Below are 21,265 nucleotides of genomic sequence, written 5' to 3'. Positions count from 1 at the left end.
GCCCTGATGCAGCCGTCGCGAAGCCTGTCTACCGCCCGTTGCTCGGCCTCGTGAATCACATCGCGGAACCAGTCCGCGCTCGTGAACGCCACCTCGGCGTTCTCCGCCACCGTCATGCCCTGTGGCATGGCAGCACCATCTGAGCCCGCCGCCACGTCACGACCGAGCCGGTGCCTCTGCGGATGATCCGCAGCAACCTCCGGCCTTCGTCGTCATCGATCTTACGAACCCGTACACGTTCTGCCACCCGGACAGACCCATGGTGACGCACCGCCTGCGCGAGCACCTGAGCGGCGCGTCAGATCACAACAGGGCAGACGTTGCTTGATACGGCGCTGGATGCCCGCCGATGACATGGCGCGGTGCGGTCTCGATGCCGCTGGCTCCCGGATTGTGGCGGCCGCCGACGGGAGGCAGGGTGGTGTCGAGACCGTTTGGGCGAGGCAGAAGGCGCACGGCCTGTCACGGATGCGGGCTGTGGCATGTCCTCGTTGCGAAGCGAGTTGTGTGAGCCGGGAACCGGCGAACTTGGTCACCGCCGAACGAGTGGGTCGGTACACCGGTCCGGAATGCGGTGGCCGACGCAAGATCGTCCATTCCGGGCAGGCTTACGGAGGTGTGGTACATGTCAGCGAAGAACCCAGAGCACGGGAGCGCCCATGAGGTCTCCTTGCCGCCCGAAGTCAAGTTGCTGCAGGAAGTCACTCCGCCTTTCTTTCCCGAAGGTGGTTCGGGAATGACCATCCTCGTCGATTGGCCTCCCGGTCACCCCGGGCTCCCTCCGCATCGCCATTCGGGCCCGTCGTTCGGCTACGTGATGGAGGGCGCGCTCCGGTTCGAGCTCGAGGGTGAGCCAGAGCGTGTGGTCGAGGCCGGTGGGACGTTCTGGGAGCCAGGCGGTGACGTGATCCACTACCAGGACGGCAACGCCCTGTCGGACGCACCGACCAAGTTCGTGGTGACCATGGTGTGCGCGCCGGGTCAGCCGATGCTCAAGCTGGTCGACGAGGAGGAGCTGAAGGAACGGGCGCACTTGCGCGCCCCGCGTCCCTCCGAAGGCTGACCCGCGAGATCGACAAGAGTGCGGAGTCCCGGACACCGATCCAGGTGCCGGGCTTTGCAGCAACCTTGGCCTTCATCGTCATCGATCTCACGAACCCGCACACGGTCTGCCACCCGGACCGACTCGTGGTGCGCACCGCTGCGCCAGCACCCGAGCGGCGCGTCACATCACAACAGGGCAAACGTTGTCTGATACGGCGCTGGTTGCCTGGCGAAGTCTGTTGAGCCGCCGCGGACTTCGGCGGCTTGGCGCGGGTCAGCTGCGACGAGTTGCTCAGCGAGCCGTTCAGAGGCGGACACGGCGCCGAGTTCGCACTCCCACCGTGCGACCCGGTCAGTGCGTTCTCGGAGGTCTTGTTCCAGCAGCCGTGCAACGGTCCGCGCCGGCCGTTCCCAGCTGCGGTCCGCGGTCGCCTGCTCGACTTCTCTTTGGTACTCCTGAGCCTCAAAGCGTAAGGCGGTCAGGTCAACCTCGTCCTCGTCAGGATTGCGCCACTCGTCCCAGAGCACGTAATCGCCGTCGCGCTGGATGGTCACGCAGAGAGCGTCGCAGCAGCCTTCGGCGCACGACGCCTCGGCCGGCCGCACCTCGTGTCCTCTGTGTGGGATCAGGAACGACGACGCGAAGGGTGAGGCAACGCTTCTCATCGGTCACCGGACGATTGTCGAATGCGCCGGGACCGTACGTCGCGCCAATGCTCACCACCGACCTCGTCGGCGAGATCGCCACAGTGTTCGAAGGCCCGAGGCACCCAGAGGATGTTGCCGGCCGTCGGCCCCGTAGTCGATCCAGTCCTCTTGGCATGCTGGACCCAGCGGACAGCCGCGTTGATGTGCATATCGAACAGATCCGGGATCGCGGACGCAGACATGTCCGCGGCGGGGGTAGTGGTCTCACTCGTTTGGACGGCAGTCCCCGCTGCCTCCGCCCGCGGCGCGCCACGTCACCCGAGGGCGTCCGGGCTGCGCGCTTAAGGTGACGCCCGGAGGTGGAGAATGCGAGTGGGGTTGCACGCGCTCGGTATCGGTGACGGTGCCCGTCCCGAGGTGATCCGTGCGGTGGCCACAGCCGCGGAGACACACGGCTTCGCAAGACTCTGGTGCGGCGAGCACGTGGTGCTCGTGGATGCGCCCGCCTCCCGCTACCCCTACTCCGTGGACGGCCGGATCGCCGTGCCCGCGGACGCGAACTGGCTGGACCCGCTGCTTGCCCTGACCTTCGCGGCGGCGGTCACCAGCCGGATCGAACTCGCCACCGGCGTACTCCTGTTGCCTGAGCACAATCCGATCGTGGTCGCCAAACAGGCCGCCACACTCGACGTGCTCTCCGCCGGGCGGTTCAGCCTTGGTGTCGGGGTCGGCTGGTCGGCCGAGGAATTCGCAGCGCTCGGAGTCCCCTTCGCCAGTCGCGGGCGGCGGGCCGAAGAGTACCTCGCCGCGATGCGCACTATCTGGGCAGAGGACCCGGCCTCCTTCACGGGGGAGTTCACCCGCTTCGACGCCATCCGGGTCAATCCGAAGCCGCTGCGCGGCGGCCGGCTCCCGGTCGTGGTCGGAGGCAACAGCGACGCCGCCTTGCGCCGCGCGGTCACGCTCGCCGATGGCTGGTACGGCTTCAACGTCCCGGCGGCCGACGTCCCCGCGCGCATCGCCGTTCTCGCCGACGAGTGCGCCCGCCACGGTCGCGCTTTTGACGAGCTCACCGTCGCAGTGGCGCTGAGCGACGGCACCCCGGAGCACCTCCCCGCACTCGGTGCGGCAGGCGTCACCGAACTCGTCGTCGTTGGCGCACCCCCGTCTGCTCCCGAGGCGGCTGCCATCTGGGTCGCGGAAATCGCCCAAACCTGGATTCGCCCGGAGGAACAATCAGGGCAGTCCGGGCCCCAGCCGACTTTCACGCCCACAAGGCGTCCCCAAACACGAGGCGACTGACCTGCGGATACCTCGTAGGTCACAGATGTGCGAGAGCCCTGGCCCCGTGCTAGCGGCACCCCGCGACTGCGGTGCCGGCCGGCGTCCTGGGCCCGGGCCGTGCGCCTGCGTTGTCGGGCGCCCTCGTCGACGCCGGGGCTGGACCCACGCTTTGGAGAGCCGGATCGGCGGAAGGGCGATGTGCCACCGACCGGGCCCCTGCGGGGGAGGCCATCGACGGCCGGCGCCGCGGTGTGCAACGCAGTCGCTTGCCGTGCGAGCCGCTTGTCCAGCTCGTACGGCCGTCGCCGCCGAACCGCGGTACGCCGACTTCCTCCTCCACACCAGCGGCTGGGCGGCCGTGCGGGCCCGCGAAGTCCTCCCCGCGCCCGACATCGTCCGCCGCGGAATCCCCGGGCTCGTACAGCAGCCCGCGCCGCCCCTGTCGCGGAGGCGTCATAGCGAAGCTGACCGTCGACATGCTCCGCGCGGCAGGCTCGCGTCAGCCAATCTGTTCGGCCAGGGCGACGATGATGCCTGCGGGGCCGCGGAGGTTGCAGAGCCGGAAGATGTTCTCGTACTGCGCTACCTCGCCGAGGAGTTCGGCGCCGCGGGCGCGCAGGCGGGCGATGGTGTCGTCGATGTCGTCGACGGCGAACATGACGCGATGCAGGCCCAGCGTGTTGGGCGGAGGGTTCCGCGGCTCGGTGTCGCATACCGCGGGGGTGTGGTATTTGGTCAGCACCAGCTTGCTGTGGCCGTCCGGGGTCCGCATCATCGCGATGTCGCTCCGGACGCCGTCGAGTCCCATCCTGCCTTCTGCGGCCTTGATCGTGCACATCTCGGCGATTTGATCGAGGAAGTGGCTGGCCCGTGGGCGGCACAGCGCGAGTCTGCGCTCCACGAACGGCGCGGCCACGACCGTCAGCGGGCGGCCGGTGCCGGGCCCAATTACCAGCTGGTCTTCGTCGACCGGGTGCTGATCACCCTGGTCTGCCTGCGGCTGCACCTGCCTCACGCGGCGCTGGCCGAGCTGTATGGAGTGACCCGGCCCACCGTTACCCGTGCAATCCACGAGATCCGTCCTCTGCTGGCCCGGCGTGGCCTTGCCGTCCCGCAGCGGCCGGTGCGCGGCTGCATACCCTGGCTGGCGTCTTCGCCTATGCCGAGGTCGAGGAAGTCGACCTGCGCGTCGACGGAACCGAAGTGCAAGTCCGCCGTCCCCGGGCCGGACGAGCAGGCCGCAAGGCGTTCGTGTCCGGCAAGAAGAAGCAGAGCATCGCCAGAAGAAGCAGAGCACCGCCAAGACCACCACGATCAGCGACAGCTCCGCCCGGCTGCTGTGGTCCGGCACCGGCCGGCCGGGCCGCATGCGCGACCAGACCGCCGTGCGCGCCGAGGGCATCGCCGAGCGGTTCCGCCTGCACCCGAAGGTGCAAGCCGAGGCCGACGAGGGCTACCGAGGACTGGCCAACGAGTTCCCCGACCGGGTCAGTGCCCCGCCGAAGAAACCGAAGGATGACGCCCCGCTCGGCGGGCGGTATGCCTGGCGCAAGCAGCGCCGACGCCAATCCTCCCGCCGGATCTGCGTGGAGCATGTCATCGGAGAAGAGAAGAAGTGGCGCCCGCTGCAGCGGTACACCGGACGGCGCGAGTACTACCCCGAGACTCACGACGCCATCGCCGGCCCGGTCTGCGACCGTGCCCCCTGCAGACCGACCCGGCACCGGACGAGCACCGAACTGGTGCCCGTCCACCGCACGGCCTGCTGATCACCACCAGACAATTCACCAGGCCAGCACGTCCCGACCTCAATCGCGTACCAAGTCGTAAGCGGTTGAGGGGGAGCCGCTGGAAAGGTGCTCGACTGCGTCGAGGAAGTCGCGGAAGGCCCCGTCGGTACGGGTGGTGTCGCCGGTGGCGTCGAGGTCCATGAGGAGACCACGGATGACAGCGAGAACGAGCGTCGCGAGCTCCGGCCGACCGATGCTGCGCAGGCCGTCCTCGAGCGGCCCGAGCCAGTCTGTCGTCGCGGTGCGCCGGAAGTTGGGCCACAACTGCTGCTCCGCGCTCTCGCGCAGCTGACCGAACATCCGCAGGTACGGCCGCCCGTCCGGGCCGGTGATGGAGGTCCAGGCGCGATCAAGGGTGGCCGTGTAGGGCTCGTCGGGTCGCACCCGCAGGAGGTCGCCGAATGAGTCGAGTTGGCGTTGTCGCGCGCGTCCGAGGACGGCCCGCAGCAGGGCGTCGCGGGTGCCGAAGTGATAAATCAGCATGCGGGCTGAGGTGCCGGTGGCGGTGGCCAGCGGCTCGAGGCGGTCGGGGAGGCCGTGCGCGAGGGCGTGATCAGCGCAGGCGTCGAGCAGCCTCTCCTTGATGTGCGGTTGCGGTCGTCTGCCCACGGCGCGACTTTTTCACGTAACGGCGGCTACGTCTACCGTTGATCGCAAGGCAGTCGAGGCAGACGTGGAGGAAGCGATGAGGGTCGTGTTCGTGCATGGGGCGTGCGTGCGGGACGGGTCGTGGTGGTGGCACCGCACCGCCGAGCTGCTGCAGGAGCGAGGGGTGTTGAGCGTGGCCCCGGCGCTGCCGAGCTGCGGCGAAGCGGGCCTGCCCGGCGGCGTCGGTGGTCCGGGGCTGTCCGAGGACGTTGCCGCGGTGCGGCAGGTGCTGCAGGACAGCGACGAGCCGACCGTCGTGGTTGCCCACAGCTATGGCGGCATCATCACCGCGGAAGCTGCCGCGGGGATCGGGTCGGTGCGCCACCTGCTGCTGGTCTCCAGCTACCTGCCCGAGGTCGGGCAGAGCCTGTCGGAGTTCGGGGACGGCAGCCCCGCCCCGTTCCTCGACGTCGACCCCGACGCCGGTACGTTCGGGGTTCGCCCTGAACTGCTCGTGGACACGTTCCTGCAGGACTGCGACCCCGAGGTCCAGGCCCAGGCGGCGGACCACCTCGCCCGGCAGAGCGTGCAGGTGACCGGGCAGACGGTGGGGGCGGCCGCATGGCAGCAGGTGCCCTCGACGTACCTCGTCTGTGCCCAGGACCGCGGCACCACGCCGCGCCTACAGCGCGAGTTCGCCCGCCGGGCCGGCAGAGTCGTCGAACTCGACGCAGGCCACCACCCGTTCCTCTCCCAGCCCGCCGCGGTCCGGGACCTGCTGCTGAGCCTGTGACGGCAGCCCCGGACGAGCCGGGCCGGGGATCCGAGGACCAGGATGGTGCCGTCGTGAGCGCCGAGGAAGAACTTCTGTCGAGGGCCTACACGGACTACCACGGGCAGGACGTCGACCTGCGAACACCGGCTTGGCGCCAGATCTCCGGCCGTTGATCCTCAGGGGCCGTCTCCCCCTGACGCGCGGCCCTCCAAGGCCAACCGCTCAGCGTTGAGAATCCGTTGATCCCCGTGAGTTCGCGTGAAACACGAGGATGCTGAGCGATCCAAAGGGCTTCGGCGGCGACGTCGGCCTGGACGTCCTCGGGTCATGACGGCCGCCCGCCGAACTGCCAGTTGTGCACCTCAATGTCGGCGTACCGGTCTGGGGTCAGGATGGCGCGTGCCGTGTCCGGGTCCGGCGCCCGGAGCAGCGCCGCCGTGCCCAGCCAGGTGGCGCCGTTGTCGGACAGCAGCGGCCCGTAGGCGATCAGCTCCTGGTCGGGCGGCACCGCGAGGTCGGCGGCCTGTCCGGTGCCGAGGCCGAGCACCAGGTACCGGTTGCCGCCGGTCCGGCCGCCGGGGAAGTCCCACATGGTGCGCCCCAGCAGGTTGCGCCACCGCCGCAGCAGCACGTCCCGGTACACGCCGGTCTGGTAGCCGGGCTCGTCGAAGGCGAACGCGCGGGCGGCGGCGGGATCGGGCAGGTCGAGGATGTGCACGCTTCCGGTGGGTGTGTCGCCGTCGTCGGCGAGGGTCGGGCCCCGGGCGATCATCTCCTTCGCGTACTGGTCCATGTAGGACCAATGCGCTTCCAGTAGGTCGTCGCGCAGCGGCAGGGAGCCGGGCCGGTCGCGGTGGTAGCAGAGGAATTCCATGCCCAAAGGATCTCCGCAAGGAGGTGACCAGGTCGAGCGAGTTTCACTGCGATGCTGTTCGGCGGCCTCGCCCAAAAGCACGCGTGCCGACTCCGCTTGGCGGATAGGCGTCTTCTCGTCGGTGCGTGGCTGTTTGGCCGCGGAGCGCGGCGGAGACGGAGGCACCGCTGATGGGGCCGGTCTCCAGCGCGGTCTGCTTGTTGATCAGCAGGTGCGGGTTGGCGGTGGTGGGCCGTCGCCGTCGCCGGTGCTTCAGCCAGGCGGGGGCGGCCTGCAGCGTGTGTTTGTCCAGGGTCCCGATTCGGCCGTCGACAATGAGCCGACGGTTGCCGATGTCGAGGTCGTCGAGCTGGAGGCGGTTGATCGCGCCGGGCCGGGCGTCCCGGGCCCGGATCGCCGCTGTGGTCGATGTCGGCCTGGCGGCCGTCAATGCCACCGCCGTCGACGACATCGAGGAGTTCTTGCCCGTCTACGAACCCGTGGCGCCGAACTCGTCGGCGAGGTGCAGTAGTTCGAGGGCAGCTGTCTGCTCTGTTACGTCCGCGGCCTGAGGGCATCCTCGTCCGGCTGGCCGAGCAGCTCAGCTGAAGGCTGCCCAAGGGGCCGCACACCCACGTTCGTTACGATGCCCACGGCCCGCACCAGATGCTCGTCCCGCCTCGGATTTGAGGTCAGAGGATGAAGGGCAGGTTCAGTCAGCTGCCAGGCCATTGGCGAGACTCACAGCGGGACAGCCAAGCATCCCCGTCAACACGTGGCGCTGGCGCTCCGTCAAAGACGGCAAGAAGACCGCCGCGTCGGCATTGGTCTGCTCACAGAGCGCGGCTGCTTCACGAACCTTTCCGTAACTCAGGAGAGTCCGCGAGGAATAGGGCAAGGCCATCTTCTTAACCCCGCCGTCCGAGATGCCTCGCCGTTGCACGATTCGGCCCACGACCCGTGCACCGCGCGTCGTCATCTCCTGAGCCGCCGTATCCATCAGCGCGGCAAAGTCCTTCTGCTTGCCGGAGAAATAGCCAACGATCACGACATCGGCCCCCTCGACCGCCAAGGTCGGAGCCTGGTGCCGGGCCCGCACCAGCCCCACACAGCGGACTGGCCGCCGGTCACGCCTTCGATTCTGATGCATGACCTACAGCCTAGATGTGCTGCCACCTGCGGCGATACACGATATTTCGCACCGGGCCGTCCGACGCGATCGCTCTGTTCCAGCACCGAGGCGGTCTCATCCGGGCCGGGTGAGATGCCGTCCTGGCACGCGATGTCACGGAAGGTCGGGACGTCGAGGTCCACAACGGTGCGTCGGCGGACCTGGTCGGTATCCAGCTGGGCGAGTTTGTCCTGGGCTCCGGCGAGGCTGACTTCGAGTCCTTCGATCGCACCTAACCAGCCTTCGCATTCGGCCTCGGTGATGCGGGATCAGCGCCGCGCACGCCCGCGGTCAGGCCGACGGCGCGGCGGTGGGCGATGCCTGCTCGGTGGGCCGGTTCCAAGGAAGAAGCGTCAGGGCGGGCGGTGGATTTTCGTCGTCGGCCGTGCCGTCGAGGAGCGCCTATGAGACACCGATTGGGTCGGCACCGGCCGTCGTTCAGATGTTCCCCGTCAGTCCGGGCGCGGCTATGCCATCGCTATCCGGGCAGTTGTGCGGGTGACGCCGTGCTGACTCGGCCCATCGGGGAGCAACCGAACGCTCATGGGGGAGAGCGAGCATTCGGTGCTCCCGGTGGGTCACCTCCATCGAAGGCGTGATCACCGCGTTCCGGCGCGCTCGGATATCCGAAGCCACCGCAGCTCAAGCCACCCCCGCCCTTGTTCAGCGAGACCCTCCGGGCCGGCGAAGCCACCGTTGCGTAATGGCGAAGCGTCAGTTGAAGGGAGCCCACGGGTTTCCCGCATGTGGCGCGGATCACGTTGGGGGGAAAACCTGCGGCCCGGCTCGGGCGTCTAGCCGGTGTGAGATCAGTCAGGAAGGCACCGCGCGCGCTGGACGAGGAGCGTCTCGTCCGGCTGGTGGCCAGGGGTGACCGCGCGGCGTTCGAGGAGCTGTACCGGCGTACCGCGCCGTGGATGGCGTTGCGGCTGCGCCGTCGCTGCGCCGACGAGCAGATCGTCGCGGAGGTCATGCAGGAGACGTATCTGGCGGTGTGGCGTGCGGCGGGCGCGTTTTCGGGGTCTTCGACGGGCGGGACGGCCGCCGGATGGCTGTGGACGATCGCGGCACGCCGCCTCGTCGACGCCTTCCGGCGCAGGGCCCACCACGCCGAGCCGCCGGCGGCCGCCGCTCTCCCCGACGCGGCGCCCGCCGCCGAGGAGGAGGCACTCGCGGCGACCGTCGGCGGTGACGTCGGCGACGCGCTGCGGCGCCTCTCGCCGGAACTCAGACAGGTACTGCAGGCCATGGTGCTCGACGGGCTGTCCGTCCGGGAGACCGCGGTCCTGCTCGGGCTGCCCGAGGGCACGGTCAAGACCCGTGCCCGCCGGGCCCGGATCGCAATGAGGGAGGCGCTGGCATGAGCGAGGAACACGCGTCGATGCGGATCATCGACGGATACGCACGCGGCGGCACGGACCTCGCCGCCGACGAGATGTGGGCCCTGGAGGCCCATCTGGAGGCGTGCGGGGTGTGCCGTGACCGGCTGTCGGCCGCCGTCACTGCCGAGGCGCCCGCCGTGGCGGCACTGGTCGGCACCGTCTGGTCCGGCCTCCAACCCCAGCTGGCCGCTATTGCCACGATGCCGCGCCAACGGCGCTGGTCGGCGCGGCTGTCGAGGTGGATGACGCCCACGATGGTGCCGTGGCTGGCCATGGTCGTGAGCGTGACACTGCTCGCGCTCCTGCTCGACCTGGTCGACACCGGCTCCGGCGAGGTCTCGCTGGTGCTGCTGCTCGCCCCGATCCTGCCCGTCCTGGGCGTCGCGGCGTCGTGGTCGCGAGGCCTGGACCCGGCGTACGAGCTGACGGCCTCCGCGCCGAGGGCGGGACTGTACCTGGTGCTGCGGCGCACCGCGTCCGTGCTCGCCGTGGTCGTCCCCGCGCTGCTGGTGGCCGGATGGGTGACCGGCGTGACGGCCGCGCAGTGGCTGCTGCCCTGTCTGGCCTTCACCTCGACGACCCTGGCGCTCGGCGGTGTCGTGGGCGTGACCCGCGCCGCTGTCGCGTTGGCGGCCGTGTGGGCCGGGGCGGTCGTGGCGCCGGCCCTGGCTACCAGCCGTACGACCTTCGCCCTGCAGACGGGCAGCCTGCCCGTGTGGGGACTGGTCCTCGCGCTCGGTACCGCGGTCGTGATCGCCCGAAGGGGCGCGTACTCCGTGTTGGGAGCTCATCGATGACCATCGGAAAGGAACACCACATCATGTCCGCGGTAAGCGCGGCCGGCATCGCACCGACGGCCTACGCCTGGGAGATCCAGGCGACCGGGCTGAAGGTCAGGGTCGGCAGGAACCGGATGGCCGTCGACGGGTTAGACCTGTCGCTGGGCACCGGCGTACACGGCCTCCTCGGCCCCAACGGGGCGGGCAAGACCACCCTCATCCGGACGCTGGCCACCGTACTGCGCCCCACCGAGGGCACCCTGGAGCTGCTCGGCGGGTCCGCTGGCGGCATGGGCGAACACCGGTCGCTGCGGCGCCGGATCGGCTACCTGCCGCAGGAGTTCGGCTACTACAAGCGCTTCACGGTACGCGAGTTCGTCGAGTACATGGCGTGGCTGAAGGAGGTGCCCAAGGCGGACATCCCCGCCGCCGTACAGCGCGCCGTGGAGAGGGTGGGTCTGGCGGACCGCGCCGACGAGAGGATGAAAGCCCTCTCGGGCGGCATGGTGCGCAGGGTCGGCATCGCCCAGGCCATCGTCAACGACCCGACGATCCTGCTGCTGGACGAGCCGACGGCCGGCCTGGACCCGGCGCAGCGGCTGCGCTTCCGCGAGCTGCTGCAGGAGTTGGGTACGGACACCTGCGTGCTCGTCTCGACGCATCTGGTGGAGGACGTCGCCGCCGCCTGCACCAACGTGGTGCTCCTCGCCGAGGGGCGACTGGTCTTCCAGGGTCCTCCGGACGAGCTGGCCTCGGTGGGCGGCCCCGAGCACGTGGGTGACAGCCCGCTGGAGCGCGGCTACACGGCGATGCTGCTCAACCCCGAGCAGGGAAGGGACACCTGGTGAACGTCCGGGTCCTGCGTATCGAGTTGAAGCGCTCCGTCGCCCCGTGGGCCGGCGCCGTCGTCCTGACGACGGCGCTGGCGTTCCTGTACCTGATTCCCGGATCGTGGTGGACGGGCACCACGGCGTGGACGGCCCAGTGGACGTCCATGGCCCTGTGGACCCGCTCCGTGCTGTTCTACCTGTGGCCGCTCGCCGTGGGGCTCGGGGCGCTGCAGGGCCTGCGCGACCACCGCTCGAAGATCTCCGAGCTGCTGACGAGCACGCCGCGACCCGCCCGGCACCGCGCGGCCACGCTGGCGGGCGCGACGGCGATCACGCTGGCCTCGGCCTTCTCGCTCCTCGTCCTCGTGGGCGCGGTCCAGGTGGTCGCCAACACCGAGTACACGCACCTCGGGTGGCTGCCGATCTCGCTGGTTGGGGCACTCTCTCTCGTCGCGGGGGCCGTGCTGGGCATGGGGGCCGGGCGGGCCCTGCCGTCCGTTCTCACCCCGCCCGCGCTGGCCATGGGCGCCTTCGTGTTCACGGCCCTCATGCAGATGTCGTTGGGCCGGACGGAGACGACCACGGCGACGGGGCTCCCGAGCACGGAGCCGAACCAGGTCTCCCTGCTGTCGCCGGCGGTGCAGGAGGTGCGCGATGCACTCGTCACGCTCTCCGTCTCCGTGCACGTCGGGCAGACGATCTGGCTGCTCGCCATGGCCGTGACCGGCTTCGCCCTGCTGGTCGCCGCGACCCCGCGCGCCCGGCTGCTCTCCCTGACGCCCGTCCTGGCGGGCGCGGTGATCGCTCTGCTCGTCCTTCCCTCCGATCCGCGCCGGATCTATGTCGTCGACAAGGCCGCCGCGGAGCTGGTGTGCGACGGCCCGGTGTGCGTGACGAAGACGCAACAGGCGCGACTCGCCGACCTCGCGGGTCCCGGTAAGGAGGCGCTGCGCCTGCTGCGTGGCGCTCTGGGCAGCCAGGCGCCGGTCTCGGTCCGGGAGAACACCGCCGTACTGCCGGAAGGCTCTACACCACAGTGGTCGCGTACGACCGTGCTCTTCGACTTCGACGACGACATCGTCGCCGCCGCGAAGGTCAAGGAGCTGACCCGGGCCCTGATCGCCAAAGGCATGGTGCCAGGGTGCACCCCCGTCGGCTGGAGCAGCTTTGGGGGAGACGAATTCGCGCAGACCGTCGCGGTGGGCTGGGTCCTCGGCGACCTCAGGCCGCTTCCCGGCGCCTTGTCGGCAAGGTTTCGCCGCGAGGTCGACGCCGAGACCCGCCCGGTGTGGAAGAAGCTCAAGGCGCTTCCACGGGCCGAGCAGCTCTCGCGGATCAACGCGATGCGCGCCGCCGCGCTCTCCTGCAAGGGCGACGCGTTCGCCGCGCTGAACGGCGGTGCGTCCCGGTGAGATGGCTGACGCTGTACGCGCGCTCGCGGCAGATACCCGCCTCGCTCGCCGCGGTGGTGGTCAGCGCGGTCGCGGTGGGGGCACTCGCCCGGGACGGCGGTGGTGGGCCCGGTGATCCGCGGCTGCCCGTGCTCGTCCTCGCTACGGGGGCGATGGCAGTCTCAATCGGGCTCAGCGGGCAGGACCTCGCGCTGGACCGGACGGCCGCGATCCGCTGGGTGCCCCGCAGAGCGGCACACGTGCTGCTCTGCGGCGCGGTCGTCGGCACGGTGCTGCTGACCGTGCAGGCGATGGGCGAGGACATGGCCACCACCGCGTTCGTCGTCCGGGACAGCGCGGGCCTGATGGGACTGGTCGCCCTGGGTGCGGTGCTCTCGGGTGGCCAGTACGCCTGGACGCTGCCGTTCGCCTGGCTCTCGTTCTCGTTCTTTGCCCCGCCCCCGACGAGTGCGCCGACGCAGGTGGCGAGTTGGATGCTGCTGCCGCCCGGCACGGCAGCGGGCACCTGGACGGCCCTGGTCCTCGCGGTTGCCGGCACCGCGGCCTACGCCGTCGCGGGACCGAGACGGTGACGACCGCAGCGTGGTCGCGTGCGGCATGCCGCCTCATGTGCACCTGAGCCGACGTCCGTTGGTGTCCCTGCGGCGGTCTCCATCGCCCAGGCGCTGCGGGCCCAGATCCCGGACGGTGCCGAGGTGGAGGTGCTCTCCTCGGATCTGCAGTGCGCCCTGCGGACGGCCGAGGAAGTAGCCGAGCTGTTCGGTGTGAAGCCGATCCTGTGTCGCAGAGTGCTGGAGAAGTCCTACGGCAAGGCGGGGGGAAAGCCGCAGGAGTGTCTGGACTGGCGATTCGTCCCCTCGCCGGTTGTCGGGTCGCGAATGGATCACGACGAGGGTGTGGAGGGATCCGAGACAAAGGCTGCGTGGGCGCAGCGCATCTGTGTGGCCACGGACGAGCAGTTCGCGGGTCTGTTCCCAGCGCGGGGCAAACGCGCATGGTCACCGGGGTGGCAGGCCTTGGTGATGTTGCACTTCGTGGAGAACCTCACCGACCGACCGACCGACCGACCGGCCGACCGGCGAGGCGGTGCGGGCCCGGATCGACTGGAAATACGCCCTCGGGCTGGACTGACTGACCCCGAATTCGACTACTCGGTGCTCTGCGAGTTCCGGGACCGGCTGATCGGCGCCGAAGTCGGGCGCGAGGTCCTGGACCAACGCCTGGTGGCGAGTGCGGCGATGGGCAGCGCGAAGTCGCAGACACCCGCCTTGTCGCCGATGCAGGCCAGCTGCGCGATGAGTGGCGGAACGAGTGGTGCCCTGGTCGAGGCCGAGGGTGCGCAGCAGCCGGTCCTCGCCGATGCGCGCGGTACGTCGTGCCTCGTGCCGCGGATGTGGGGGCAGGGGAGTGAACGGAGGTGCGGCTGGGGTGCCGTCGAGCTGTTGCTCGGGCAGTCCGGTCAGTTGCTTGGGGCCATCGCCGAGGCCGGCAGCGAGGCTGGCTTGGCGATCCGGCTGTCCGGCGGCTCAGGACTGCATTGAGCCGCGAGAACCTACAGCGTTGCGCTTGCGGCGCCGGTTGCACGGTCGGGGCGCAGAGAGGTCGCGGGCAGCCGCGAGGCGGGGCTGGATCAGGTGGGCGGTGGGGCGTTGGGCGGGGCTTGTTCGGTGGGCTGGTCCGTTGCGGAGAGCTGCTGTTCCGTCCAGATGACCTTTCCGCCGGATGTGTAGCGAGTACCCCAGCGGTCGGCGAACTGGGCTACCAGGAAGAGGCCTCGGCCGCCTTCGTCCATGGTGGTGGCTCGGCGCAGGTGCGGAGAGACGCTGCTGCCGTCGGAGACCTCGCAGATGAGGCTGCGGTCGCGGATCAGGCGCACACCGATGGGGCCGGTTGCGTGCCGGATGGCATTGGTGACCAGCTCGCTGAGGATCAACTCCAGGGTGAACGCTTCCTCTTTCATATCCCAGTCGTCCAGGAGCCGGGCGGCGGCAGCACGCACGTCGGCAACGGCCGAGGGGTCGGACGGTACGTCCCACGACGCGGTGCGATTGCCGTCGAGCAGCCGAGTGCCGGCGACGAGCAGGGCCACGTCGTCGCGTGGCGCTACGGGGACCATGGCATCCATCGCTGCCCGGCACACCTGGTCCGGCGTTTGCCCGGGGTGTGCAACAGCACGGCGCAGGAGCTCGATGCCTTGATCGATGTCACGTTGCCGGTCTTCGATCAGGCCGTCGGTGTAGAGGACGATGGAGCTGCCCTCGGGCAGGAGTATCTCTTTCTTTTCGTAGGGCAGTCCTCCCAGCCCCAGCGGAGGGCCGGCCGGTACGCCGGGCAGGTCCGCATGCCCGTCCGGGCGCACGATGATGGGTTCCAGGTGGCCCGCCCTGGCCATGGTGCAGAGACGGGAGATCGGGTCGTAGATCGCGTACAGGCAGGTGGCGCCCGTGAGTGTCGGTGCTTCACCGTCGCCGTCCCGGTCCTGGTCGATGCGGGTGACAAGTTCGTCCAGGTGACAGAGCAGTTCGTCAGGTGGCAGGTCGAGCGTGGAGAAGTTGTGGACGGCGGTGCGCAGTTGTCCCATGGTGGCGGCGGCGTGCAGTCCGTGTCCCACAACGTCGCCCACCACGATGGCGACGCGGGCTCCGGGGAGGGGTATGACGTCGAACCAGTCACCGCCGACACCGCCGAGTCCTGCCTCTGCCGGAAGATAGCGGTGGGCCACGTCGACCGCGCTCTGCTCGGGGAGCGCGTGCGGCAGAAGGCTGCGTTGCAGCGTGACCGCCGTGGTGTGCTCGCGGGTGAAGCGACGGGCGTTCTCGATACTCACCGCCGCGCGGGCGACCAGTTCCTCTGCGAGCGAGAGGTCCTCCTGAGAAAACGGTGTCGGCTCCTTCGAACGCCAGAACGTCGCCACGCCGAGAATCACTCCGCGGGCTCGTAGGGGAGCAGCGATCATGGAGTGGATTCCGTATGCCACCAGTCTGCGAGCTCGGTCGGGTTCCTGAGCCTGCCAGCCGGAGAAGGCCGCCAGGTCGGCCTCCAGCACGATCTGCCCGGAGCCGAAGCCGGATGCCTGTGGTGTTGACGGGTCGAAATGGATGAGCCCACCGGGAGGGTAGAGCGGCGCATCCTTGCGTATGCCGTCCACTGCGACGCGACGTAGTTCCGCTGCACGCAAGGGGTTCGGTTCGTCGCCGCGCAGCACGGTGTCGACCAGGTCGACGGTGACGTAGTCGGCGAACCTGGGCACGGCGAACGCCGCCAGTTCCTGCGCCGTGCGGGTCACGTCGAGGGTGGTGCCGATGCGTATACCGGCGTCGTACAGCAATGTGAGCCGTTCCTGGACCACTTCCACCCGGCCCATCAGTGCGCTGAGTTCGGTTGTGTCGCGCAGCGTGGCGACCCAGCCTCCCAGCCCGGGCTGCTGCGCCATGGGGCGTTGGCTGACGGCCACGAGCCGGTCGCCTACCTCGATGACCTCGTCCGTGGTCGCCCTGCCCGACAGGAGAAGCTGCTCGGCCTTTGGTTCGAGTCCCAGATCCGTGACGGGCCGCCCGTCCCCGTCGGCCCTCAGCCCGAGCAGGCGCCGTGCTTCGTCATTGGCCAGCAACAGACGCCCGTGGGAATCGACGATCAGAACACCTTCCCGTACCGAGTGCAGAACAGCGTCGTGGTGCTCGTACATGCGGGTCATCTGCGTCGGGCCGAGGCCGTGTGTCTGACGGCGCAGGCGCCTGCTGATCAGTGCGGTTCCCCCCGTGGCCGCCGAGAGCACCACTCCGGTCGCCGCCAGGACGAGGGGCACCTGCCGCTCGGCGGCCAGGCTCACCTGCTTGACCGTGATGCCCGCGGAAACGAGACCGATGACCCTCCCGTCATTTGTGGTGACGGGAACGACGGTGCGGACCGAGGGGCCCAGAGTCCCGGCAGTCGTTTCGGTGACGATCCCGCCGTGCTGCGCTGCCGCGATGTTGCCGATGTACCGCCGGCCGATCTGTGCGGGGTTCGGATGGGTGTAGCGGATGCCCGTGGGACTCATCACGACGACGAAGTCCACGGCGGTGCGTCGGCGGGTTTCTTCGGCCTGCGGCTGAAGCACGACGGTCGGATTCGCGCGGGACAACGCCTCTCGCACGGTGGGGGAGGCGGCGACTGCCGAGGCAACGGCCAGTGACCGGGTGCGGGCCTCGCGCTCGGCGTCGCCGCGGTACTGGAACATCAGGGCGGCGACCGCCGCTGCCGCAAGGGCCAGGATCAGAATGGCCTGCAGAAGGAAGACCTGGCCCGCGACGGTGGGCAGCCCACGCCGGGACCGCATGCGCCCGATCAGCTGATGCATACGCCCATATAACATCGTGGATATGCCAATATCACCCCTAGGTGATACATGGCCTTGCTGGCGGTTCGGAGCGTGTCCGGATGTGTACGCATGGTGAGTGCGAGTCTTGCCCGATGTCGCCGTCGGCCAGGCGGGCACCCAGAGCGCTCCATCTCCGTGTAGCCGGCGCCCTTCGGTTCCCGCCGTGAAGGCGCTCGTACGCCGCGAGCGCGGCGAGTGGGCGGCCCGGCCCGGCGGGGCTGCCGACGTGCGTTTCAGCTCACCCAGCACACCGTCCCGGCCCCGGCACCGGATCCCTGCGCTCACCCGCCCTGCGGACCCGGATCGAGGACTTCGTCACCTGGGCCAACGCCGAAGCTGCCCGCTACGGCCTGCCCGCCACGGCCTGCCCGGCGAGGTGATCCCGCCCGACCCGCACGGAGCGGTCGGCACCCGAGGCTTCCGCCGAACCCTGGCCTGGCACATCGCCGCCGTCCGGGCGGGCTCGTCGCCCTGGCCATCCCGCACAGCCACCTGCGCACCGCACTGGTCTACGAGGGGTACGCCGCGCGCAGCCGCGACGGCATCCACGAGCTGATCGACATCGAAACCGTCCGTGCCGTGGCCGACACCGTCGACGACCTCCAGGCGGCGGCCTCTCCGGCCCGGCCGCCCGGCGCGCCATCAAGACAGCCGCCCGCGCCCAGCGCTTCGAGGGCACCGTCATCAATGCCACCACCGCCCGCCGCCTCCTCGCCAACGACGACGCCCTGCTGTGCGAGAACCCGCAAGCGCTCCCGCTGTGCCACTACAAGCGCACACACGCCCTGTGCCACCGCACTGGAGTCCGCGACTCCCCGCGGCTCGATCACTGCGTGCCCGAACATCCGGTCACCCGGTGTGCATCGTGATAGCTCAGCGGCCGAATCGGACGTCGCCTGGTCCACCACACGCGGCTGTGTGTGACCGCGTGGCACGTGGCCATGCATCTTCTGTTGGTAGAGGCGCATCCGCACGAACGCGCCCGCCGACGCGGGCCCCTGCCGCACCGCCCGCGAGCTCTTGCGCGCCACACTGATCAACTGCTGGCCGGGATCGATGTCCCGCTGCCGGACCGATCAGCTCCGACGCGCGTACTCCGGTGGGGATCCAGAGCGCGACCTGGACCCGGACGCGGTGGGGGCAGCGCGGCGAACAGCTCGTTGAACCAGTCGTCGGCGTTCGGTCTTCGACCGTCCATCGGGTCGTAGTGCTCGTGCGCCCGGCCGGAACGACGCGACAGGTCCAGCGGGAACGGGTTGACCAGCGGGCCGGTCCCCGCGTCGAGATGGATGTCGTAGACGCGTCGCAGCACCGTCTCGCTGTGCGCGACGATGGTCGGAGCGCAACCGGGGCCGGCCGGCGGCTTCTCTGCCACCGGGTTCGGGCCACCGGCGGCCCGAACCTCCGGGTCGCTCGGTCCCAGGTGATGCCCACTGCCTGCCGAAAACGCCACCACCTGAGCAGATCCATGCTGTAGGAGCGGACCGTCGACGCCGCCTTCCCGGCCGCCAGCGACTCCTGGAACAAGACAGCGACCCACGGTCACACCGTCGGGATCAACGAGGCGATACGGCTCGTACCGATCGGCGGTCTCCGCCAGCCGACCCCACCGAGGAACCACCAACGTCGCTAACTTCCCGGTCGAGCACATCGTCCATCACGACCGGTGACCGTAGCGACCCCAGGCAGCATCCGCCCCCTGAACTGCGCAATCCCCACTGTTCGTTCAGTCAACGGGGCGTGTTCGTGGATGCACCGGGTATCGAACGGCCTGAGCCGAGGCGGCTGCGGATCTCTTTCCAGCGTGTCGGCGCGAACTGCAGCGAGTGATGTGGCAGCACGAGCCTCCGGGCATGAGCTAAGACCTCGCTGTCTGGGAAGGCGAGCGGCCTGCGGATGACAAGACCGCCGGCCGGGTCTTCGACGACCTGTACGACCGCTATCTCGACGGTGAGCCCCAGGAAATCCGAAGTAGATGAGCGGACCGCTTGCACTGTCGATCAACGGCCCGACCGACCAAGGCGAGGTCTTCTTCCTCGTCCTCGGTGATGTCGCACCACCGCTCAAGAAGCACGGTGACGTAGGCCTCAACGCGTTCGGACGCATGCTTGCGCTGGAGCATGGCCGAGGAAGCGTCGGCTTACGCGGCGGCCCTGGCGGACTCGATGGGGCTGGCCTGTTTCGACGTGCAGCAGGACAGGCTCAGGCCCTGAGCGGGGCTGCCAATCGGCGGTAGCCGATGAGGGATGCGGCTATGCCAACAAAGACGAGGAAGTGTTCGGCCTTGGCGATGCTCCCGACGCCGCGCGGCGGCCACATCCGGGTCATACGGGGCCGGATCGTGTCTGAAACCTCGCGCGGAGACAGGCGGGCACGCAGGTCGGCTCGTCGGACATCAGGTCACCGGTCCCAGTGCCGGTCTACGAAGCGCCGCAACTCGCGGGTGCGCTCTTCGCTCTCGGGCGTGCCGATGAAACCGATGTGTGTGGCGGCGTCGAAGACGTGCAGGTCGGCGTCGATATCGGCGCTGCGCAGGGCGCGGTGCATGGTGACGGTGTTGGACAGGAACAGGTCGCGGGTGCCGCTGACCAGGAAGGTGGGCGGGAACCCGGTCGTGAAGTCGCCGAACAGCGGCGAGACGTACGGGTCGGTGAGGTCGTGGCCGCCGGCGTACAGCAGGTTGGCCGGCATCAGCCGGGTTGTCAGCCCGGTGTCGAGGCCCATCAGGGTGTTGAACGAGTCGCCGGATTCGGTGAGGTCGAGTTCGGGGGTCATCAGTACGGCCGCGGCCGGCAGCGGGAGCCCTTGGTCGCGGGCCTTGAGGATGGTGGCCGCGGCGAGGTTGCCGCCGGCTGAGCTGCCGCCGATGACGATCTTTTCGGCGGGACGGTCGCGCAGGAGAGAGCGGTAGACGGTGACGCAGTCGTCGACACCGGCGGGGTAGGGGTGGTCGGGCGGCATCCGGTAGTCGACGGCCCAGACCTCGGCGCCGACCATACCGGCGGTGATGAGGGCCAGGGCCCGGCAGCTCTCGCCGCCGCCCCACAGAAGTGCTCCTCCGTGGATGTCGAGGTAGACGGACTGATCGCCGGCTGCGCAGCCGTCCGGCGTGACCACGTAGACGCGTACGCCATCAGTGTTGATCTCTTCGACCGTGGCCGGCACCTGCTGGGCCATCATCGTCAGGCCGGCCAGGCCGGTCTCGTCCATGGTCGCGATCAGCGCCCGCCAGCCGTCGATGTCGTCCTGGGCCGGCCAGGGCGGGTTCGAGATGCCGGGTCTCTGCGCGAGCTGCGCCTGCGCCTCGGGCTGAGCAGGGTGGGGATCGGAACCTCGCGGGCCGGCAGGTGCAGTACCGGTTGCTTGCCGGTAGTGGTCATGGGGTTTCCTTCCACACCTCGTCGAGGAATCGGCGTACTTCGGCTACTTGCTGGTGGTCCTCGGGGGCCTGGCCACTGAACATGCCGTGCGGTGCGCCTTCGAAGACGTGAAGGTCGGCGCGGCCGCCGGCGGTGCGCAGGGCGCGGTGCATCCGGACGGTGTCGGAGAGCAGGAAGTCGCGAGTGCCGCTGATCAGGATGGTCGGCGGGTATCCGGGCGGGATCTCGCCGAACAGCGGGGACAGGTACTGGTCGCGCAGGTCATGGCCGTCGGCGTAGAGGTTGATGCTGTCGGTGAGCCGGGCTCCGCCGACGACGTCGACGTGGATCAGTGTTTCGAAGGAGTCGCCGGACTCGGTCAGGTCGGCTTCGGGAGTGGCCAGCACGCAGGCGGCGGGTAGCGGCAGCCCGAGGTCGCGGACTTTGAGCGCAACCGCGGCGGCGAGTCCGCCGCCGGCCGAACCGCCGGCGAAGGCGATCCGGGTGGGCTCGTAGCGCTCCAGGAGCCAGCGGTAGGCGTCGACAGCGTCGTCGAGTCCCGCCGGGAACGGGTGGTCGGGTGGCATCCGGTAGTCGAAGGCGAAGGCCCGGATCTCCGCGTGGCCGGCGAGCGGCATGGCCATGTAGGCGCCGGCCATACCGGCGCCGTGGATGTAGGCGCCGCCGTGGAGATAGAGGATCGCGGTGTCCGGCGCGGGAGCGTCCGGGATGACCTCGTAGAGAGCGGTGTTCGGCAGCTGGTGGGTGATGATCTCGGCAGGGAACGACTCCGCGCTCGCGAGCAGGCCGGCGGTCAGCCACTTGTTGCTGCCCTCGATGTAGGCGCGCCAGGCGTCCTTGTCGGCGGTGCCGACCGGCTGGGCGGGCCCGGTCGGCTCCAGCCGTTGGGACAGGAAGGCCTGGGCGTGCGGGCTCACGGTGGTGGGAGCCGGGACGTCGTGTTCGGGAACGCGGAGGGTCATCGCCGGT

General features: G+C 69.6%; 20 protein-coding genes and 4 pseudogenes. 12 read left to right on the top strand and 12 right to left on the bottom strand.

The genetic code is table 11. The features are described 5' to 3' along the window. Nucleotides 1–46: 46 nt before the first annotated feature. Nucleotides 47–247 (bottom strand): annotated as a pseudogene (locus FNV62_RS57455) (IS630 family transposase); the annotation flags it as partial. A 378-nt stretch (nucleotides 248–625) separates the two neighbouring features. Between FNV62_RS57455 and FNV62_RS01925 the strand changes: the two are divergent. Next, nucleotides 626–1,063 carry a cupin domain-containing protein gene (locus FNV62_RS01925; RefSeq protein ID WP_054234833.1) on the top strand — a complete coding sequence of 146 codons (438 nt, stop codon included), beginning with the start codon at nucleotides 626–628 and terminating at the stop codon, nucleotides 1,061–1,063. Nucleotides 1,064–1,230: 167 nt separating this feature from the next. Here FNV62_RS01925 and FNV62_RS01920 read toward each other — a convergent pair whose 3' ends face one another. After that, complete coding sequence (locus FNV62_RS01920; RefSeq protein ID WP_144314512.1) at nucleotides 1,231–1,599, bottom strand: hypothetical protein; 369 nt, start codon at nucleotides 1,597–1,599, stop codon at nucleotides 1,231–1,233. 459 nt (nucleotides 1,600–2,058) lie between these two features. Between FNV62_RS01920 and FNV62_RS01915 the strand changes: the two genes are divergently transcribed. Next, on the top strand, nucleotides 2,059–2,994 hold the full coding sequence (locus FNV62_RS01915) for an LLM class F420-dependent oxidoreductase (protein ID WP_225900092.1): 936 nt from the start codon (nucleotides 2,059–2,061) through the stop codon (nucleotides 2,992–2,994). A 481-nt stretch (nucleotides 2,995–3,475) separates the two neighbouring features. Here the strand turns inward: FNV62_RS01915 and FNV62_RS01910 are convergent, their stop codons facing one another. Further along, nucleotides 3,476–3,877: a VOC family protein gene (locus FNV62_RS01910; protein ID WP_382112252.1), complete on the bottom strand. Its 402-nt coding sequence runs from the start codon at nucleotides 3,875–3,877 to the stop codon at nucleotides 3,476–3,478. Between FNV62_RS01910 and FNV62_RS57450 the strand changes: the two are divergent. Both FNV62_RS57450 and FNV62_RS01905 read left to right on the top strand, forming a co-directional pair. After that, nucleotides 3,836–4,018: pseudogene (locus FNV62_RS57450) on the top strand (IS5/IS1182 family transposase); the annotation flags it as partial. The gene FNV62_RS01910 and the pseudogene FNV62_RS57450 sit on opposite strands and share 42 nt — an antisense overlap. Nucleotides 4,019–4,037: 19 nt before the next feature. After that, a complete protein-coding gene (locus FNV62_RS01905) occupies nucleotides 4,038–4,745 on the top strand; it encodes a transposase family protein (protein WP_318658449.1) in 708 nt (235 codons plus the stop codon). A 39-nt stretch (nucleotides 4,746–4,784) separates the two neighbouring features. On the opposite strand, the gene FNV62_RS01900 is transcribed toward FNV62_RS01905, so the two are convergent. After that, entirely contained in the window at nucleotides 4,785–5,375 is a 591-nt protein-coding gene (locus FNV62_RS01900) for a TetR/AcrR family transcriptional regulator (RefSeq protein WP_144314511.1), read from the bottom strand. A gap of 76 nt (nucleotides 5,376–5,451) precedes the next feature. On the opposite strand from FNV62_RS01900, the gene FNV62_RS01895 reads away from it, so the two are divergent. Further along, complete coding sequence (locus tag FNV62_RS01895) at nucleotides 5,452–6,147, top strand: alpha/beta hydrolase (RefSeq protein ID WP_144314510.1); 696 nt, start codon at nucleotides 5,452–5,454, stop codon at nucleotides 6,145–6,147. A 307-nt stretch (nucleotides 6,148–6,454) separates the two neighbouring features. On the opposite strand, the gene FNV62_RS01890 is transcribed toward FNV62_RS01895, so the two are convergent. From FNV62_RS01890 to FNV62_RS01880, 3 genes are all read right to left on the bottom strand, one after another. After that, entirely contained in the window at nucleotides 6,455–7,003 is a 549-nt protein-coding gene (locus FNV62_RS01890) for a YciI family protein (RefSeq protein ID WP_060899516.1), read from the bottom strand. A 43-nt stretch (nucleotides 7,004–7,046) separates the two neighbouring features. After that, a complete protein-coding gene (locus tag FNV62_RS01885; RefSeq protein WP_144314509.1) occupies nucleotides 7,047–7,454 on the bottom strand; it encodes a hypothetical protein in 408 nt (135 codons plus the stop codon). Nucleotides 7,455–7,694: 240 nt separating this feature from the next. After that, nucleotides 7,695–8,054, bottom strand: a complete 360-nt coding sequence (locus FNV62_RS01880) for a hypothetical protein (protein ID WP_225900091.1) — start codon at nucleotides 8,052–8,054, stop codon at nucleotides 7,695–7,697. Nucleotides 8,055–8,956: 902 nt separating this feature from the next. Between FNV62_RS01880 and FNV62_RS01875 the strand changes: the two genes are divergently transcribed. The 7 genes and pseudogenes from FNV62_RS01875 to FNV62_RS56910 all read left to right on the top strand — a co-directional run. Continuing rightward, nucleotides 8,957–9,517, top strand: coding sequence for an RNA polymerase sigma factor (locus FNV62_RS01875; RefSeq protein ID WP_144314508.1), 561 nt, complete (start codon nucleotides 8,957–8,959; stop codon nucleotides 9,515–9,517). Then, on the top strand, nucleotides 9,514–10,332 hold the full coding sequence (locus tag FNV62_RS01870) for a zf-HC2 domain-containing protein (RefSeq protein ID WP_144314507.1): 819 nt from the start codon (nucleotides 9,514–9,516) through the stop codon (nucleotides 10,330–10,332). Before FNV62_RS01875 ends, FNV62_RS01870 begins: the two co-directional genes overlap by 4 nt. Then, nucleotides 10,329–11,162 carry an ABC transporter ATP-binding protein gene (locus FNV62_RS01865; RefSeq protein WP_164657591.1) on the top strand — a complete coding sequence of 278 codons (834 nt, stop codon included), beginning with the start codon at nucleotides 10,329–10,331 and terminating at the stop codon, nucleotides 11,160–11,162. Before FNV62_RS01870 ends, FNV62_RS01865 begins: the two co-directional genes overlap by 4 nt. Then, nucleotides 11,159–12,556 carry a hypothetical protein gene (locus FNV62_RS01860; protein ID WP_144314505.1) on the top strand — a complete coding sequence of 466 codons (1,398 nt, stop codon included), beginning with the start codon at nucleotides 11,159–11,161 and terminating at the stop codon, nucleotides 12,554–12,556. Before FNV62_RS01865 ends, FNV62_RS01860 begins: the two co-directional genes overlap by 4 nt. Beyond that, nucleotides 12,553–13,128, top strand: coding sequence for a hypothetical protein (locus tag FNV62_RS01855; RefSeq protein WP_144314504.1), 576 nt, complete (start codon nucleotides 12,553–12,555; stop codon nucleotides 13,126–13,128). The genes FNV62_RS01860 and FNV62_RS01855 overlap by 4 nt, the downstream gene beginning before the upstream one ends. An 18-nt stretch (nucleotides 13,129–13,146) precedes the next feature. After that, nucleotides 13,147–13,485, top strand: a pseudogene (locus FNV62_RS56915) (histidine phosphatase family protein); the annotation flags it as partial. Between the two features lie 21 nt (nucleotides 13,486–13,506). Then, nucleotides 13,507–13,812, top strand: a pseudogene (locus FNV62_RS56910) (transposase); the annotation flags it as partial. A gap of 374 nt (nucleotides 13,813–14,186) precedes the next feature. Here the strand turns inward: FNV62_RS56910 and FNV62_RS01845 are convergent. The 5 genes from FNV62_RS01845 to FNV62_RS01825 all read right to left on the bottom strand — a co-directional run bounded on the left by FNV62_RS01845 (nucleotide 14,187) and on the right by FNV62_RS01825 (nucleotide 21,258). Next, nucleotides 14,187–16,895, bottom strand: coding sequence for a SpoIIE family protein phosphatase/ATP-binding protein (locus tag FNV62_RS01845; RefSeq protein ID WP_144316382.1), 2,709 nt, complete (start codon nucleotides 16,893–16,895; stop codon nucleotides 14,187–14,189). A 530-nt stretch (nucleotides 16,896–17,425) separates the two neighbouring features. Next, nucleotides 17,426–17,665 carry a hypothetical protein gene (locus FNV62_RS01840; RefSeq protein ID WP_164331485.1) on the bottom strand — a complete coding sequence of 80 codons (240 nt, stop codon included), beginning with the start codon at nucleotides 17,663–17,665 and terminating at the stop codon, nucleotides 17,426–17,428. Nucleotides 17,666–17,952: 287 nt separating this feature from the next. After that, nucleotides 17,953–18,291: a hypothetical protein gene (locus tag FNV62_RS01835; RefSeq protein ID WP_144314502.1), complete on the bottom strand. Its 339-nt coding sequence runs from the start codon at nucleotides 18,289–18,291 to the stop codon at nucleotides 17,953–17,955. A 1,025-nt stretch (nucleotides 18,292–19,316) separates the two neighbouring features. Further along, a complete protein-coding gene (locus FNV62_RS01830; protein WP_205523109.1) occupies nucleotides 19,317–20,126 on the bottom strand; it encodes an alpha/beta hydrolase in 810 nt (269 codons plus the stop codon). A 166-nt stretch (nucleotides 20,127–20,292) separates the two neighbouring features. Beyond that, nucleotides 20,293–21,258 (bottom strand): alpha/beta hydrolase, encoded by a 966-nt coding sequence (locus FNV62_RS01825; RefSeq protein WP_144314500.1) that lies wholly within the window; start codon nucleotides 21,256–21,258, stop codon nucleotides 20,293–20,295. Nucleotides 21,259–21,265: the final 7 nt, after the last annotated feature.

It is taken from the genome of Streptomyces sp. RLB3-17 (assembly GCF_007113425.2).
In the GTDB taxonomy this organism is placed as follows: Bacteria; Actinomycetota; Actinomycetes; order Streptomycetales; family Streptomycetaceae; genus Streptomyces; species Streptomyces mirabilis_D.
Note: the sequence above shows the minus strand (reverse complement) of the source record. Positions and strands in the feature narration are given on the sequence as shown.

Excerpts from the sequence above, each read along its gene's own strand:
- FNV62_RS01885 (WP_144314509.1), bottom strand. The coding sequence starts at position 7,454 with ATGTCGTCGACGGCGGTGGCATTGACGGCCGCCAGGCCGACATCGACC.
- FNV62_RS01830 (WP_205523109.1), bottom strand. The coding sequence starts at position 20,126 with ATGGACGAGACCGGCCTGGCCGGCCTGACGATGATGGCCCAGCAGGTG.
- FNV62_RS01870 (WP_144314507.1), top strand. The coding sequence starts at position 9,514 with ATGAGCGAGGAACACGCGTCGATGCGGATCATCGACGGATACGCACGC.
- FNV62_RS01925 (WP_054234833.1), top strand. The coding sequence starts at position 626 with ATGTCAGCGAAGAACCCAGAGCACGGGAGCGCCCATGAGGTCTCCTTG.
- FNV62_RS01895 (WP_144314510.1), top strand. The coding sequence starts at position 5,452 with ATGAGGGTCGTGTTCGTGCATGGGGCGTGCGTGCGGGACGGGTCGTGG.
- FNV62_RS01915 (WP_225900092.1), top strand. The coding sequence starts at position 2,059 with ATGCGAGTGGGGTTGCACGCGCTCGGTATCGGTGACGGTGCCCGTCCC.
- FNV62_RS01865 (WP_164657591.1), top strand. The coding sequence starts at position 10,329 with ATGACCATCGGAAAGGAACACCACATCATGTCCGCGGTAAGCGCGGCC.
- FNV62_RS01825 (WP_144314500.1), bottom strand. The coding sequence starts at position 21,258 with ATGACCCTCCGCGTTCCCGAACACGACGTCCCGGCTCCCACCACCGTG.
- FNV62_RS01845 (WP_144316382.1), bottom strand. The coding sequence starts at position 16,895 with ATGCATCAGCTGATCGGGCGCATGCGGTCCCGGCGTGGGCTGCCCACC.
- FNV62_RS01890 (WP_060899516.1), bottom strand. The coding sequence starts at position 7,003 with ATGGAATTCCTCTGCTACCACCGCGACCGGCCCGGCTCCCTGCCGCTG.